This is a genomic window from Embleya sp. NPDC005971 (genome assembly GCF_040629175.1).
In the GTDB taxonomy this organism is placed as follows: Bacteria; Actinomycetota; Actinomycetes; order Streptomycetales; family Streptomycetaceae; genus Embleya.
This window is the reverse complement of record NZ_JBEXUX010000015.1, coordinates 14,101-29,379: the sequence shown is the minus strand read 5'-3', so window position 1 is coordinate 29,379 and position 15,279 is coordinate 14,101. Positions and strand designations below refer to the sequence as shown.

At 71.8% G+C, this 15,279-nt stretch carries 12 protein-coding genes and 1 tRNA gene; 7 read left to right on the top strand and 6 right to left on the bottom strand.

Features of this window, described 5'->3' with window-relative positions:
- Positions 1 to 513 precede the first annotated feature (513 nt).
- Positions 514 to 1,944: a WGR domain-containing protein gene (locus ABZ374_RS15690; protein WP_360311116.1), complete on the top strand. Its 1,431-nt coding sequence runs from the start codon at positions 514 to 516 to the stop codon at positions 1,942 to 1,944.
- Between the two features lie 96 nt (positions 1,945 to 2,040).
- Here the strand turns inward: ABZ374_RS15690 and ABZ374_RS15685 are convergent, their stop codons facing one another.
- The 3 genes from ABZ374_RS15685 to ABZ374_RS15675 form a co-directional block, all read right to left on the bottom strand.
- On the bottom strand, positions 2,041 to 3,999 hold the full coding sequence (locus ABZ374_RS15685; RefSeq protein ID WP_360311114.1) for a phosphatidylglycerol lysyltransferase domain-containing protein: 1,959 nt from the start codon (positions 3,997 to 3,999) through the stop codon (positions 2,041 to 2,043).
- Positions 4,000 to 4,273: 274 nt separating this feature from the next.
- The gene (locus tag ABZ374_RS15680; RefSeq protein ID WP_360311112.1) at positions 4,274 to 4,705 is read right to left on the bottom strand and encodes an ATP-binding protein; all 432 of its coding nucleotides are present in this window, start codon (positions 4,703 to 4,705) and stop codon (positions 4,274 to 4,276) included.
- Positions 4,706 to 4,831: 126 nt separating this feature from the next.
- Complete coding sequence (locus ABZ374_RS15675; protein WP_360311110.1) at positions 4,832 to 6,964, bottom strand: bifunctional glycosyltransferase 87/phosphatase PAP2 family protein; 2,133 nt, start codon at positions 6,962 to 6,964, stop codon at positions 4,832 to 4,834.
- Between the two features lie 198 nt (positions 6,965 to 7,162).
- On the opposite strand from ABZ374_RS15675, the gene ABZ374_RS15670 reads away from it, so the two are divergent.
- The 3 genes from ABZ374_RS15670 (at position 7,163) to ABZ374_RS15660 (ending at position 8,916) form a co-directional block, all read left to right on the top strand.
- Positions 7,163 to 7,741: a GNAT family N-acetyltransferase gene (locus ABZ374_RS15670; protein WP_360311108.1), complete on the top strand. Its 579-nt coding sequence runs from the start codon at positions 7,163 to 7,165 to the stop codon at positions 7,739 to 7,741.
- 173 nt (positions 7,742 to 7,914) lie between these two features.
- Positions 7,915 to 8,214: a hypothetical protein gene (locus ABZ374_RS15665; protein ID WP_360311106.1), complete on the top strand. Its 300-nt coding sequence runs from the start codon at positions 7,915 to 7,917 to the stop codon at positions 8,212 to 8,214.
- Positions 8,215 to 8,367: 153 nt separating this feature from the next.
- The gene (locus ABZ374_RS15660; protein ID WP_360311104.1) at positions 8,368 to 8,916 is read left to right on the top strand and encodes a transglycosylase family protein; all 549 of its coding nucleotides are present in this window, start codon (positions 8,368 to 8,370) and stop codon (positions 8,914 to 8,916) included.
- A 4-nt stretch (positions 8,917 to 8,920) separates the two neighbouring features.
- Here the strand turns inward: ABZ374_RS15660 and ABZ374_RS15655 are convergent.
- Positions 8,921 to 8,992: transfer RNA gene (locus ABZ374_RS15655), tRNA-Val, on the bottom strand.
- A gap of 22 nt (positions 8,993 to 9,014) precedes the next feature.
- A complete protein-coding gene (locus ABZ374_RS15650) occupies positions 9,015 to 9,362 on the bottom strand; it encodes a hypothetical protein (RefSeq protein WP_360311102.1) in 348 nt (115 codons plus the stop codon).
- A 195-nt stretch (positions 9,363 to 9,557) separates the two neighbouring features.
- On the opposite strand from ABZ374_RS15650, the gene ABZ374_RS15645 reads away from it, so the two are divergent.
- Both ABZ374_RS15645 and ABZ374_RS15640 read left to right on the top strand, forming a co-directional pair.
- The gene (locus tag ABZ374_RS15645; RefSeq protein WP_360311100.1) at positions 9,558 to 10,814 is read left to right on the top strand and encodes a DNA repair exonuclease; all 1,257 of its coding nucleotides are present in this window, start codon (positions 9,558 to 9,560) and stop codon (positions 10,812 to 10,814) included.
- A complete protein-coding gene (locus ABZ374_RS15640) occupies positions 10,811 to 14,344 on the top strand; it encodes an AAA family ATPase (RefSeq protein ID WP_360311098.1) in 3,534 nt (1,177 codons plus the stop codon). The genes ABZ374_RS15645 and ABZ374_RS15640 overlap by 4 nt, the downstream gene beginning before the upstream one ends.
- Positions 14,345 to 14,369: 25 nt before the next feature.
- On the opposite strand, the gene ABZ374_RS15635 is transcribed toward ABZ374_RS15640, so the two are convergent.
- Positions 14,370 to 14,807, bottom strand: coding sequence for an ATP-binding protein (locus ABZ374_RS15635; protein ID WP_360311096.1), 438 nt, complete (start codon positions 14,805 to 14,807; stop codon positions 14,370 to 14,372).
- A gap of 202 nt (positions 14,808 to 15,009) precedes the next feature.
- Here ABZ374_RS15635 and ABZ374_RS15630 point away from each other — a divergent pair, with 202 nt between their 5' ends.
- The gene (locus tag ABZ374_RS15630; protein WP_360311094.1) at positions 15,010 to 15,279 is read left to right on the top strand and encodes a DUF397 domain-containing protein; all 270 of its coding nucleotides are present in this window, start codon (positions 15,010 to 15,012) and stop codon (positions 15,277 to 15,279) included.

Genomic DNA, 15,279 nt, shown 5'->3' with positions numbered 1-15,279 from the left:
GCCACATGGACTCCTCGGGCAAGCGGGGCCTTCGGCCGACCGTGCTGAGGTCGGACCGGCGACCGGTGATCGGGATGAGTGGAGATTAACCCGGCCTCCGAGGCTGAAACGTCGTCCCGGGGGAGGGGCCGCACCCGGCTCGCTCCTCCGCTCGGAGTAGGGGACGGTTCGATTCCGCAACGCTTTGCCCGACAACGAACCGCTCGATCCCGGGTTGCGCCGTCCGAGTGAGCGAAACCGCACCGCGCCGGCCCGGTGGCTGTCGGCTCGCGTGAGTAGGGTCTTGACCATCGCCACGGGGGATGACGGCGCATCAGTCCCCTTGAACGGCACCCGCGTACGGCACACCTCCCGCGCCCCGCCACGAGTCTCGCGGCGGATGTCCACCACCGCGAGGTCCACCACCGCGGGCCGCAGCCGCCCGCGGCGGCAGCACGGTACGACCAGCAGTCACACATCCCGAGCACGGCAACAACAACAGCAGCAACACAGCAGCGGAGCCGAGGAGTCGTCATGGCCGAGACCCGTACCTACCTTGAGCTGTCCGAAGAAGGCGACGGCGCGCACAAGTACTACGAGGTCGTCGTCGACGGCGTCGACGTCACGGTCACGTACGGCCGGATCGGCGCCAAGGGCCAGACCAGCACGGCCACCCACCCGAGCCCGGAGAAGGCCCAGGCGGACGCGAAGAAGAAGGTCGCCGCGAAGCTGCGCAAGGGCTACGAGGCGGCCGTCCAGGGGGTGCGCCAGCCGCGCTCGATCACCCGCCGCGAGATCGTGTCCCGCCCGACCACGGCCCGCAACTCGGCGCCCGTGTTGTGGCGCTACCGCACCGGCTCCTCGGCGTTCGGCATTTTTGTGGACGCCGAGCGGGTGCTGGTCGGCAACCAGCGCGGCGACGTGTGGTTCCTCGACCACAGCGGTGTGGTGACGGGTCGCTACCAACTGCCCAACGGCGTCAAGTGCATCGTCGCGGACGACTCGTGGATCTACGCCGGGTGCGACAACGGCAACGTGTACGACGTCGGCGGCAAGGCCCCGCGCGTGGCCTACGAGATCACCGACAACATCGACATCTACTGGCTCGACATCCACGACGGCGTGTTGGGCGTGTCCGACTCCAACGGCGGCTGCACCACCATCGACCACGAGGACGAGTCGTTGTGGGCCGCGGCGACCAACGGCACCGGCGCGTGGATGGTGCGCTGCGACGAGAAGGCGATCTACCACGGACACAGCGCCGGTGTGCAGGCGTTCGCCGCCGACGACGGCAAGGAACTGTGGCGCCAGAAGACCAAGGGCAGCGTGCTCTTCGGCTGGCAGGAGCGCGACGACGTCTACGCCGGCACCTCCGGCAACAAGGTGCACCGGATCGCCAAGTCGGACGGCACGATCCGCACCACCTACGACTGCGACTCCTCGGTGTTCTCCTGCGCGACCGCCGAGAACGGCAAGTACGTGTTCGCCGGCGACAGTTCCTCGACGGTGTACTGCTTCGCCGAGGACGGCCGCCGGTTGTGGAAGCTGGGCACCACGTGCGGCTCGGCCTACTCGATGCAGTACCGCGACGAGCGGCTGTACATCGTCACCACGGACGGCTCGCTGGCCTGCATCGACGTGAGCGAGGCCGCCATCGAGGCGGCCCAGGCCGGCACCGTGCCGCAGGTGCGCGACGTCAAGGCGGCCACGATCGAGGCCGTGGTGCCGACCACCGAGGTGGCCACCACCACCGACGCGGGCACCGGCGTCGTGGTCGAGTGCGTCGACCAGGGCGGCGGCCGACTGCGGGTGCACGTGGTCACCGCGGGCTACGAGAGCGGCTGGAACGTGCAGTTCCCGAAGAACGTGCGGGTCGCCGGCGCGCGCTACGTGGTGGACGCGGTACACCCGGCCGAACGCGGCGGCTTCTACCGTGTGCGCGGCGAGATCCGCCGGCTGGTCTGAGCCGCTTCCGCGACAGCGCGGACTCGAACGCCGAAGGGCGGCGCCCCCGGATGGGAGCGCCGCCCTTCGGCGTGGTCGAACCGATCGGATCGCCGATCAGGGCTGCTTGTGCTCGGCCGGCTCGCGCTCCTCGGCGGTCCACCCGGTGAGCGGCGGAGTCGTCTCCTCGGCCTTGCGCTTGGCCATCGCCGCGACCCGCTGCTCGTGCCGGGCGCCGAAGAGCTGGGGCAGCGTCGGCGTGGTCAGGAAGCCCTCGGCCCGGGCCGCCGCGATGCCGATCCGGGGCAGCTCGCTGGCCTTGCGGAAGCAGATGTAGCGCGGCTCCCAGATCGGCCGGTACTTCTCGTTGGCCCGGTACAGCGACTCGATCTGCCACCAGCGCGAGAAGAACACCAGGACGGTGCGCCACAGTCGCAACACCGGGCCCGCGCCGAGCTTGTTGCCGCGCTCGAAGACCGAGCGGAACATCGCGAAGTTGAGCGAGATGCGCTCGATGTCGATCGGCGAGGACGGCTCGGGGACGGCCTCGGCCTCCGGCGCCGGTCGGCCCTTGCCCTTGCCCTTGGCGGGCTTGGCGTTCGCCGCCGCGTACGCCTTCGCACCCTCTATCACGTCCAGCACCATGAACTCGATCAGACCGTTGTCCGAGTCCCGGTCGCGGCGCATCAGGTCCAGCGAGACGCCCTTGCAGCCCCAGGGCACGAAGCTGAGCACCGCGCGCAGCCGACCCTCGTCGTCCATGCACTCGACCATCAGGCAGCGGCCGTCGTCGGGGTCGCCCAACCGGCCCAGCGCCATCGAGAAGCCGCGCTCGGTCTGGCCGTCCCGCCAGTGGTCGGCGAGGTCGAGCAGCTCGCGCATCTCGCCCTCGGGAATGTCCTCGTGCCGACGCACCCGGGTGGTGTACCCGGCCCGCTTGACCCGGTTGTACGCCTGCCGGACCCCACGCATCGCGCGGCCCTCCAGGCTGAACTCGGCCACCTCGACGATCGCTTCGTCACCCAGCTCCAGCGCGTCCAGGCCGTGCCGGGCGAAGATCGTGCCGGCCTCCTCACTGGCGCCCATCACGGCCGGCACCCAGGCGCGGTCCTCGGCTTCGGCCAGCCAGCGGTCGATCGCGCCGGGCCACGCCTCGGGGTCGCCGATCGGGTCGCCGGACGCGAGCGAGACGCCGCCCACGACCCGGTAGGCGACCGCCGCCTTGCCGCTCGGCGACCACATGACCGCCTTGTCCCGACGCAGTGCGAAGTAGCCCAGCGAGTCGCGCTCGCCCTGCTTGTCGAGCAGCTCGCGCAGCAGTACCTCGTCGTCGGGAGTGAGCAACTCGCGGCCCTTGGGCGCGCGGAAGAGCACGTAAAGCACCAGCAGGAACAGCACCACGCCGGCCACGTTGATCAGGATGTCGACCCAGCGCGGCACCGACACCGAACCCAGATCGCTGTCCGGCGCGAGGGTGAAGATGCGCAGCACCGCGTACAGGATCCGGTCGCCCATGCTCGACGTGGAGATCTCGTCGGTGGCGTTGACCAGGGTCGAACCCAGGACCACACCGACCACCGCGCCGCACGCCAGCACCAGGCCGGCCTTGAGCACGTTGCCCCGGTCGCCCTTGGCGCCGAACTCGGCGAAGCTCAGCAGCAGCGCGACGCAGATCAGCAGGGTGATGATCGTCGAGGACCAGTTGAACGGGTGTTGGCGCAGGTCGTCGAACCACAGCGCCCAGATGTAGACGCCGGTGGACGGGACCAGCAGGATCGCCGTGAACGCCCAGGCGGCCCGCTTGCGTCGGCCGAGCATGATGGCGAGGAACGCGGCGAGCGCCGCCGACGTGAAACCGGACGTGACCAGGAACGGGGTGTAGTACTCGCCGGTGTCGTGGTGGCGAACCCGGTCACGCAGCGGGACCGAGATCGCGGACACGAAGTCGAGCGCCGCCACGATCCGCAGGTACCAGATCAACACCCCCGCCGAGATCCCGCGCACGCGCTCGGCGGCCGGGGTGCCGGTGCCGTTCTTGTTGTGGCCGTTCGCGGCGGCCCGCGTCGTGGCAGACACCGTGCTCCTCGATTGTGGGGTGGTGGAAGGGTCTCCTGTGTCTTATGTCCAGGATTGCGACTCTTCGTAACGCTCGCACAACAGCGTAGACATGCACCAAGAAATTTGGATGCGCACGATGGCCCTTTGTACGTCATCCCACGGAGGGATACCCGATCGTTTGCTACTCCCAATGGTGGAGACGCACGGTTCGGACATACGGCGGGGCCGGTGCGGCATCAATGGACACGCCGCACCGGCCCCGCCGGTTTCACCGGGATTCCAACCCGATCGGTCAGCCGCCCAGCGGGAGACCGCCGAGGGCGGACGTGCTGGGCAGGGACGGCGCCGCAGGCAGCCCGCCACCGGTGAGTTGACCGGCGGCGGGGGCCGTCTGGCCGACCGTCTGACCGGCGGCGGGGGCGGCTGCGGCGGCGGTCTCGCCGAGCGTCCTGTTCGCGTTGACGGCGGTGGTGCCGGCCGTCTGACCTGCGGTCTTGGTGGCCGCGGGGAGGGTCTTCGAGGCCGTTCCACCCGCCGCGTCGCCGGCACTCTCGGACGCCGCGGGGAGCTTGTCGGCGAGGCCGCCGACGTCCGGCTGGGTCAGTGCGCCGAGGCCACCCGTGGGCAGGTCCGCCGCGTGCGCGGCCGACGCGCCGATGATCGGCGCGGCGCCCGCGGCGATCAGCAGTGCGGCCTGGGCTACGCGGCGCGAGATGTGCGTCATGGTGCTCCTCGTGGTGTTGCTGAAGGTCGGGCCCCTCCGGCACCGACCACAGTGACTACCGCTCGAAGCACCTTCGAGTTGCGGGCATAGTTGGCAAAGTATTGGTAATGCCAAGGCGTGCCGTCACTATTTGTGACTGACCGGCTGTTTGTCGGGATCGTCGCGTGGATCGGAATCGTCCCGCTTTGACTCCGGCGAACGGGTGACCACCACCGACTCGCCGACCTGGGCCGGCACCGCCGGGTTGGTCCCGTCGGCGGACCCGGCCCCGACCCCGGCCGCGATCGGCACCGCGGGCGGCTCCACCGAGAAGGCCGAGCGCCCGGTGAGCAGGTACTGGACCGCGAAGCCGAGGCCGACCACGGCGGCGCCGCCGACCGCGTCCATGATCCAGTGGTTCGCGGTGCCCATCACCACCAGCGTGGTGGACAGCGGATAGAGCAGACCCAGCCAGCGCCAGCCCTTGGGGGCGATGGCCAGGATCATCAGGCCGCACCACAACGACCAGCCCACGTGCAGCGAGGGCATCGCCGCGTACTGGTTGGAGATCTTGGTGAGCGCGCCGAAGTTCGGATTGTTCAGGTCCTGCACGCCGTGCACGGTGTCGATGTAGTCGTAGCCGGGCATCAGTCGCGGCGGCGCGAGCGGGTAGAGCCAGAAGCCGACCAGGCCGGTGATCGTGGCCACGCTCAGTACGGTGCGGGCCGAGCGGTACGCGGCGGGCTTGCGGATGTACAGGATCGCCAGGATGGTCAGCGGCACGACGAAGTGGAACGTCTCGTAGAAGAAGTTCATGCCGTTCTCGAGCCAGCCGATCTTCGCCACGAAGTGGTTCAGAGCGTGCTCGACGTCGATGTGCAGGAACTTCTCCAGGTCGATGATCTGCTGCCCGTGCGTCTCGGCGACCCGGCGCTGATCGGGCACCGAGGCCCGGATGAACGAGTAGACCTGGTAGCCGACCCGGATCATCAGCAGTTCGAGCAGCAGGTTGGGCCGGGACAGCGGACGCCAGCCGAACGGCAGCGCCGGGATCCAGGAGAACCGGCTCTGCGCGGTGGCTCCCTGCGGCATCGCCTGCGGGTTCCACTTGTCCGAGGCCCGGGTGATGAACGGCACCACGCACGCCGAGGCGATCGCGAGCAACAGCGGCCCGTTGTCGGCGATCGTCCGCACGGCGGCCAACTTGCCCCAGATCAGCGTCTTGCTGTCGAACGTCATGATCATGAAGACCGCGACCGGCCACACCATGCGGTCGGTCTGCCGGGCGCCCAGGCGACCGGCGGCGGCGAGCAGGATCCACAACTGCTGGTGCTGCCAGGACACCGGCGCCACCGCGACCATCACACAGCCGGCCAGCGCGACGCCGAGCAGCGCCTGCCCGTCCTTGGCGTAGGCCACCGCGCGCGGCAGACCGAACCACAACACCGCCGCGGACAGCAGCACCACGAGCGCGATCTCCAGCGGCCCGGAGAGCCCGATCCGCAGCAGCAGGCCGTGCAGCGACTGGTTGGACAACGCGTCGGCGTCGCCGCCCAGACCCGCGCCCGCGACATGGTGCACCCAGTACGCGAACGAGTCGCGCGGCATGGTGATCCAGGCCAGCGCGGTGCAGGCCAGGAAGGTGGCGGTCGCGTTCGCGGCGGCACGCTGTTTGCCGGTCATCCACAGGTACACGGCGAACAGCAACATCGCCGGGTGCAGCGCCGCGGCGACACCCGCGGCGATCGAGGCGAGCTTGCCCGGAGCGGGTTTGAGCATCGCGGGCAGCACGAGCAACACCGGGAGCAGGCTCATCTGACCGAGCGAGAGGTTGCCCCGAACCGGCAGCGACATCACCAGGAGGCTGATGATCAGCGGGGCCGCGAGCAGCCGCGCGCGACGCGTGCGAAACGCCGGCAGGGCGTACGCGACCAGCACGCCGATGGCGACCACTATCAGCAGCGTCACGATCGTCCACGCGACGCCCAACGCGTTCTCCGCCGCGTTGGTGAGCGGACGCAGCACCCAGCCGGCGAACGGTGTGCCGCTGAACGTGGTGCCGCGCGAGTCGGTGTCGTACAGCGAGCCGGGCAGGTGCAGGACACCCTCGGGGCCGAGCCAGGCGTCCAACTCCGGCAGCCTGCGGTCCTGGGGTCGGTCGAGTACCTCGTTGGCCTGTCGGACGGCGACGCATGCGGCGAGCAGCCACAGACCCACCAGGGCCAGGGAGAGCCTGGTCCGTCGTATGTCCAGCAGCCGGCGAACGCCTGCCCTCACCATGTGCGACTTCTCCCGTTTTCCGTGTCTTGTCGCCCGATGGTCCTCGATCCCTGGCGAGGCCATCCGGTTGCCACGCTCCGGACACCTTGTCACCGCCCGGGCGTGACCGAAAGCGGAGGGGTCCTCGCCGGACCCGCGCCGTACGCTCGGGGACGGCATGGAACACATCGCCGAATCGACGAGGGGCGAGAAACAACAATGGTGCCGCAGGACGCGACGACGCGGACGCACGAGTCCCCCGAGGGGCTCATCCCGGTCTCCTTTCGTCAGGCCGGATCAACCGACATCCCTGCCCTGGTGGAGCTGATCGAGTCCGCCTATCGCGGAGACGAGAGTCGGCGGGGCTGGACCACCGAGGCGCACCTCCTGGAGGGGCAACGCACCGACGTCGACGGCGTCGCGGCGGTGGTCGAGGGGGCCGACAGTGTGATGTGGATCGCCGAGCGCGAGGGCGCGCTGCTCGGTTGTTGTCAGTTGGAGCGCCGCGCGGACTCGGTCGTCTACTTCGGGATGTTCGCGATCCGACCGGGCCGGCAAGGCGGCGGCCTGGGCCGGTCGTTGCTGGCCGAGGCCGAGCGGGTCGCGGTGCGGCGGTGGGACGGCAAGCGCATGCAGATGACCGTCATCCGCCAGCGCGAGGAGTTGATCGCCTGGTACGAGCGGCGCGGCTTCGCCCGAACCGGCGTGTCGACGCCGTTCCCCTATGGCAACGAACGGTTCGGCAGGCCGCTGCGCGACGACCTGGAGTTCGAGTTGCTGACCAAGGACCTGTGCTGACCGAAACCGGTGCCGGCCGCTGCGGCGCGCCGGGTCGATTCGGGATTCCCCTCGATTCGATGTGCTCTCGGGCCGGACTTCGGTGGATCCCCGCCGGGGCGTCGCGATCGTGACAGCATGGGTGTTCGGGGATATTTCGGCCCCGGCACCGGTCGATCGGGGGATTCGAAGCCGTGTCGCACCACGAACCGCCACCGCCCCATTCGCAACGACCCGGGCAGCCGCCCCCGCCCACCCAGCGCGGCGGCCGGCGCGGCAACCCGTTGATCACGCTGGTGATCGCGCTCGTGGTGGTGGCGGCCGTGGTGACCGCGATCATCCTGATCGCCCGCGGGGACGACGGCGACGACAGCCCGGGCAAGACCCCCACGACCCGGGCGCCCCAACAACCGGGCCTGCCCTCGGGGCTGCCGTCCGGACTGCTCCCCTCGGGGCTGGACATCCCCTCGGACCTGCTGCCGGACCTCGGCTAGGACGGCTTGCGGATCCGACGGTGCCCGCCGTCGGGCCCGGTGTCGGTCGTGCCGGGCGCGCGGCTGCCCGCGTTGCGGCACTCGGGTGATTCCTCGGCCGGCCCCGGGTCGGGTCGGCCGTTTCCGGGCGTTCACTGCCTACTGTCGGCTGGCATGGCCAAGCTGATGATCGGATCGTCCGTCCTGCTACTGCTCGCCGGCGTCGTGGGTGCCGGCCTGGTCGTGTTGCCGGCCGCACCCGCCGCGGCGGTCGAGGACCGCGTCTGGGACCGGATCGCCGACTGCGAGAGCAGCGGTCGCTGGGACCTGAACACCGGGAACGGCTACTACGGCGGGCTGCAGATCCTGCCGAGCACCTGGGACGAGGCGGGCGGGCAGGAGTACGCCACGCGCCCGGATCGGGCCACCCGCCGGGAGCAGATCACCGTTGCCGAGGAGATCCTGCGGCTGCAGGGCTGGGAGGCGTGGCCGCAGTGCGCCCGACAGGTCGGGCTGCTCGGGGCGACCTACACGGTCCAGGAGGGCGACACCCTGTCCTCGATCGCGCGCGACCTGGGCGTGATCGGCGGCTGGCAGGCGTTGTACGCGGCGAACAGCGACGTGATCGGCCCGGATCCGGACCGACTCCTGCCCGGCACCGTCCTGGACGTGCCGAAGGCCGCTCGTAGGAGCGGCCCTCGATTGATGCGGATCATCGGATGATCGGTGCTCACGACTGGGATCGAACCAGTGACTTCCTCGGTGTGAACGAGGCGCTCTCCCGCTGAGCTACGCGAGCCTGCGTAGGTTTCGTGCACATCCTAACCAGTAGTGCGCGAGTGGGTCGCCCCCTCCCCGTGACGGGGCGGCCCGCTCGTACGTTCCGCCCTTCGGCGAAGGCTCCACAGTGCCGCCGAACGCCGCTGCGGTTCAACCGATTTTCCGCCGCCGGGACGAGTGTGCAGCGCCACCAGCAGACCGCAGACGCCGAGCACCAGGGTGAGCGTCGGCGCGGGCCGGCGCAGCAGCCCGACCACGTCCAGGTCGGCCGAGAATCCGTCCCGACGGGCGGCCGCCAGACACAGGACCGCCCCGGCCACCGCGCAGACCGCGCAGGCGGCGAGCGCGGCCGGGACCGGCCGGCTCCGGTCGGTACGGCGAACTGTCACGGTGACTCCAGGACGGCTGTGCAGCGTTTCCTCCAGCCTGGCCCGACGACCCCCGGCGAACCAGGTAGGTGCCTGGCGGATCAGGGGTGGGGCCAGCCCCACCCCCGGCCGGATCGGCCCGAACTCCCGCCCTGTCGGTGCCGTGTGCCTATCCTGGGCTGCCCGTGTGACCGCCGACCGGAGGCGCCCCGCTCGATGAAGCTGCTGCACGCCGCCGATCTGCACATCGACAGCCCGCTGCGGGGCCTCTCCGGCTACGAGGGAGCGCCCGCGACCCGCATTCGCGGCGCGGCCCGCGACGCGGTGGTCAACCTGGTGGACCTGGCCCTGGCCGAGGAAGTCGACGCGGTGTTGCTCGCGGGCGACATCTACGACGGCGACTGGAAGGACTACCACACGGGTCTGTTCTTCACCGTGCAGATGCGTCGCCTGGCCGAGGCCGGGATCCCGGTCCTGCTGGTCGCGGGCAACCACGACGCGGACAGTCGGATCACCCGCGAACTGCGACTGCCCGCCAACGTGCACCGGTTCTCCACCGCGCGTGCGGAGACCGTCGCGTTCGAGGATCTCGGCCTGGCCGTGCACGGCCAGGGCTTCGCGGTCCGGGACGTGACCGACAACCTTGCGGTGAGCTACCCGGCGCCGCGCGGTGGGATGTTCAACGTCGGACTGCTGCACACCGCGCTGACCGGCGCGGACGGGCACGCGAACTACGCCCCGTGCAGCGTCGGCGACCTGGTCGCCCGCGGCTACGACTACTGGGCGCTCGGCCATGTGCACACGCGCGCGGTGGTGCACGAGGCCGAGCCGTGGATCGTCTTCCCGGGCAACACGCAGGGCCGGCACGCCCGGGAGACCGGGCCCAAGGGCGCGACGCTGATCACCGTCGACGGCGACCGGGGGCGGGCCGTGATCGAGCACCGCGACCTCGACGTGGTGCGCTGGGCTCGGCTGGAGGTGGACGCCACCGGGGCGACCGGGGTCGAGGACGTGCTGGACTCGGTCCGTCGGCACCTGGCCGACGCACGGGCCGCGGCCGGCGACCGGTTGTTGGCCGCGCGGGTGGCGATCGTCGGCGCCAGCGACGCGCACGAGGCGCTGTGGCGGGACGAACGCCGGTTCGTCTTCGAGACCCGCGCCCTGGCCGCCGAGTTCTCCGGGGTGTGGCTGGAAAAGATCCGGCTGGAGACCCGGCACCGCGATCTGGGCGACGCCGGCGTCGAGTTGCCCACGCTGGTGGAGGACCTGGCGCGCACCGCCAAGGCACTGCGCGCCGACCCCACCGCGCTGGAACACCTGGTCCGGGCCGTGCCGGGGCTGCGCACCCTCGACCCCAAGGTGGCCGAGGAGGGCATCGCGCCCGCGGACCCGACCTGGCGCGCGGACATCTTCGACCAGGCGGTCGACCTGCTCACCGCGCTGGTCACCGGGACCGACGGGGAGTCCGGATGAGAATCGACCGACTCGACCTGTTCGCGTTCGGCTGCTTCACCGACCGGCACATCGAGTTGGGCGCACCGGGCGTGCATGTGATCTGCGGCCCGAACGAGGCCGGCAAGTCCACCGTGCGCCACGCCCTGGACCAACTCCTGTACGGGATGGACCGGCAGACCTCGTACGACTTCGTGCACGCGATGCGCGACCTCAGGCTCGGCGCGCTGGTGCGCGACGAGCACGGCGGCGTGCTGGACGTGGTGCGGCACAAGCGGGACAAGAACCCGCTCACCCGCGCGGACGGCACGGTGCTCGCCGAGACCGAGCTGACCCGGGTGCTCGCGGGCGTGAGCCGGGACGACTTCCGGCACGTGTTCGCGCTGGACCACGCCGGCCTGCGCGAGGGCGGGGTCGAACTGCTGCGCGGCGAGGGCGACATCGGGCGGGCCCTGTTCGAGTCGCGCTCTTCGGCCCGGCTCGGCGAGGTGCTGACCCGCCTGGAGGAGCGTGCCGACGCGCTGTACAAGACGCGCGGGAAGAACCAGCGGATCAACGCCGGGCTGACCGAGTTGGGCAGGCTGCGCAAGCGGGTCCAGGACGACGGCCTGGCCCCCTCGGAGTTCGGCGAGGCGGTCAAGGAGGCTCGGCGCGCCGAGGAGGAGCGGGACCGGCTCGGCCGCGATCGCAGCGACGCGAGGGCCGCGGCGAACCGGCTGGATCGCATCCGGCAGGCGCTTCCGGTGCTGGCCCGGCACGGTGCGCTGGCCGCCGAGCGGGCCGAGTTGCTGGCCGAGGGCCCGCCGGTCGCCGCCGACCTCGCGGCCCGACTCGCCGCCCTGGACGAACGTGCCCGCGAGGTGGCGGCGGAGGGTGACCGGCTCGCCCGGGACCTGGCCGAGGCCCGGCTCGAATCGGCCGAGGTGGTGGTGGACCGGGAGCTGTCGGCGCATGCCGCCGAGGTGGACGCGCTGCACGCGGACGTCGCGGCCGTTCGCGACGCGGTGGACCTGGCCGCCGAGGCCGATGCCGAGGCGTCGGCGGCTCGGGCCGGCGCCGCCGACCTGCTGGCCCGGGTGCGCCCGGATCGAGCCCTCGACGATCCCACCGCGTACGACGTGCCGGCCGGCGTCGGCGAACGGGTGACCGAGCTGCGCGATCGGCTCAAGATGTGCGAGGCCCGGCTCGCCGGCGCCGCCGAGCAGGTCGCGCATCGTCGGGCCCGGCTGGACGCGGCCCGCGCGGCCTGTGACCTGACCCCCGAGCCCGGCGACCCGGCCGCGTTGCGCGCGCTGCGTCGGGCCGTGCCGGGCAGCCTGGTCGAGGACGTCGTCCGGGACGAGCAGCGGGTGGCCGAGCTGGAACACGAAGCGGCCGATCTGCGCGCCCGGCACGATCTGCACGATCCGGCCCTGTTCGCCGACGACCACGCGGCGCGGTTGAAGCTGCCCGGCCGGGAGCGGGTCGCCGAGCACGTGGAGCAGCTCGCCCGGGCCCTGGACGAACTGCACACGATCACCAGGGCGCAGGACGCGGCGGTGGCCGAGCACGACGAGCGGCGCCGCGAATGGGCCGTGTCGGCCCTGGCCGATCCGCCGCCCACGCCTGCGGACTGGGCCGCCGCCCGTGCCGAGCGCGATCGGTTGTGGACGCAGATCTGCGCGAGCCCGCCGCTGACCGACGACCGGATCGACGCGTTCGAGCAGGCGGTCGGGGCCGCCGACGAGATCGCCGAGCGGATCGCCCGCCGGGCCGAGGACGCGGTTCGGCGCGGCCGGCTCCAGGTGGACCTGGAACACGACGAACGCACGCTGGCCCGGCTGGCCGAGCGTCGGCAGGAGGCGAGTGCGCGTCGGGACGAACTGGCGGCGGGCTGGGTGCGGACCTGGGCGGCCGGCGGGCTGCCCGCGCCCGAACCGCACGACGCCGCCGCGTTGCTGGACGCGATCCGGGAGCTGGCCCGGGTCGAGGTCGAGGCGCGCACGGCGCGGGCCAGGCTGGCCGCCGGTCGCGAGCGCGCCGCCGAGTTGGTGACCGCGTTTCGTACCGCGCTGGCCGAATCCGGCGCACCGACCACGACGGGCACGCTGGCCGCGCTGATCGAACAGGCCGACGCCCGCCGCGACGCGCTCGCCGACGCGGCGCGGGTGCGCGAGAGCGCGCTGGCGGCCGTGCGCGAGGCAGAGGCCGAACTCGCCGAGGCGGGCGCGGAGTCGGACCGGGCCCGGGACGAGCGCGCCGCGTGGGAGCGGCGCTGGCACGACCTGGTGCACGGCCTGGACCTGCCCGAGGGCGACCCCGACACGGTCGCCGCCGCGGTGGGCACCCTGGCCGGCGTCGCGGCGGCGGTCGGCCACGCGGCCGAGGCGGACCAGCGCCGGGGTCGCGCGGCCGAGCGGGTGGCCGGGTTCGACGCGCGCGTGGCCGAGGTGTTCGCCGCCTGCGGACGCCCGGTGCCCGGCGCGGACGGCGGTTGGCCGGCGTTCGCGGCGGTGCGCGCGTTGCACGAGGAGCTGACCGCGGCCCGCGGCGCCGAGGATGCCGGCGATCGGATCGCCGAGCGCATCGCCCGGCTGGAGCTCGCGGTGGCGGCCGGGCGCGCGGCCATCGAGCAGATCGCGGGCGAACTCGCCGCGCTGGTCGCCGCGGCCGGCACCGCCGACGCCGACGAACTGCGCCGCGCGGTGGGGCGATCGGCCCGGCTGCGCGAGATCGAGCGGGCCCTCGCCGAGCATCGCGAGTTGCTGACACCGGAGGTCGAACAGGAGGTCGCGCGGCACGCGGGCGAGGAACTCGACGTGGAGATCGAGGACGCCGCGCGTCGTGTCGAGGAGGCCGAGACCGCCTACGCGGCGGCGGGCGAGACGCTGGGTCGGCGCCGGCAGATCCTGCTGGAGATGGAACGCGAGTCGACGGCCGCCGCCCGGGCGCAGGAGGAGGCGGCCGGCACGGTGGCGGCGATCGCCGAGGACACCGAGGAGTTCGTCCGGTTGCGGCTGGCCCGCGAGGTGCTGCTGCGTTGCATGGAGGACTACCGCAAACAGAACCAGGCCCCGGTGCTGGCCCGCGCGGAGGAGGTCTTCACCGCACTGACCGCAGGCCGTTTCGATCGGCTGCTCGTGGAGACCGACGGCCGCAAGGGTGCCCCGGTGTTGCGCGCGCGCCGCGCCGGCGGCTCCTCGTCGGCCGCGGCGGACGCCGTCGGCAGCGCTTTCGCGGCTGGGGCGGTCGGCGTGGACGAGATGAGCGAGGGCACCCGCGATCAGCTGTATCTGGCGCTGCGGCTGGCCTCGTTGGACGCGTACGCGGATGCCGGCCGGGCGATGCCGATCGTGCTCGACGACATCGCGATGACCTTCGACGACGGGCGGACCCGGGCGATGCTCGCGGTGCTGGACGCGATGGCCGACCGGTTCCAGGTGGTGCTGTTCACCCACCACCCGCACCTGGGTCGGCTGGCCGTGGACACGCTCGCGCCGGGCCGCGCCCACGTGCACGAACTGCCGGTCTACGCGGCCCGATCGGTGACGGGCGAGCCGGCGGCGGGGTGAGCGGGCGGGCCTGCCGGGTGCGGGGTCAGGCGGTCATCGCGAGTCGGAAGCGCACACACTTGCCACCGGGTTCGGGGACCGACTCCCAGCCGTCCGAGAGCGATTCGACCAGCAGCAGGCCGCGACCGGTGGTGTCGTCGTCGCCGGCCTCGACCACCTGTGGCGTCCGGGTGTCCGTGTCGTGCACCTCGATCCAGACGCAGGCGGCGCCGTCGGGGGCGCGATCTCGGCGGACCACGACGCTGAACGGGCGTCCCAGGCCCGCGTGGCGTACGGCGTTGGTCGCCAGTTCGGAGGCGAGAAGTACGGCGATGTCGGACAACGAGTCGAGGTCCCAGACCGTCAGTGCCACGCGGACATGCTCCCGCACGGCGGACACGCAGGCGGGCATCGCCGGCAGCGTGATGGTCGGGCTGACCTCGTCCTCTGCATCCGCCACTTCCGGATCGGCCAGGGTGGTCATGCAGCTACCTCCTGTTGCGTGGGCTGCGTTTGCCCCCGCAAGCGGCCCCGCCCCGTCCCGTCGCTTTAAGTGATCTTGTAAGCGCGTAAAGTGAGGGTGCTCGGTAGGATGCTCCACGAAACCCGGTGGTGCAACTCTCGCCGCCACTTCGGTGTCCGCGTGTACACGGTTCACCCGATCGGGCGATGCCCCTGGCCCTCACATGGAGGAAGCGGGTTCTGCTCGTCCGTCGGCGTGGCCTCGACTAGTCAGGGGTGACGGGCCGATGGCGACCTTGTTGCAGGAAACCCACGCACCGACGTGGCGGCGAAGCTCCTACAGCAGCGTGCAGGGGAACTGCGTCGAGGTGGCGAATCGGTGTCCGCGCGAGGTGGCGGTCCGCGATTCCAAGCAACGTGCCTGCGCGGTCCTGCGATTCGCCGATCGAGAGTGGACGCACCTGTTGGTTGCCCTTGTCGGGGCCCGGAGTTGA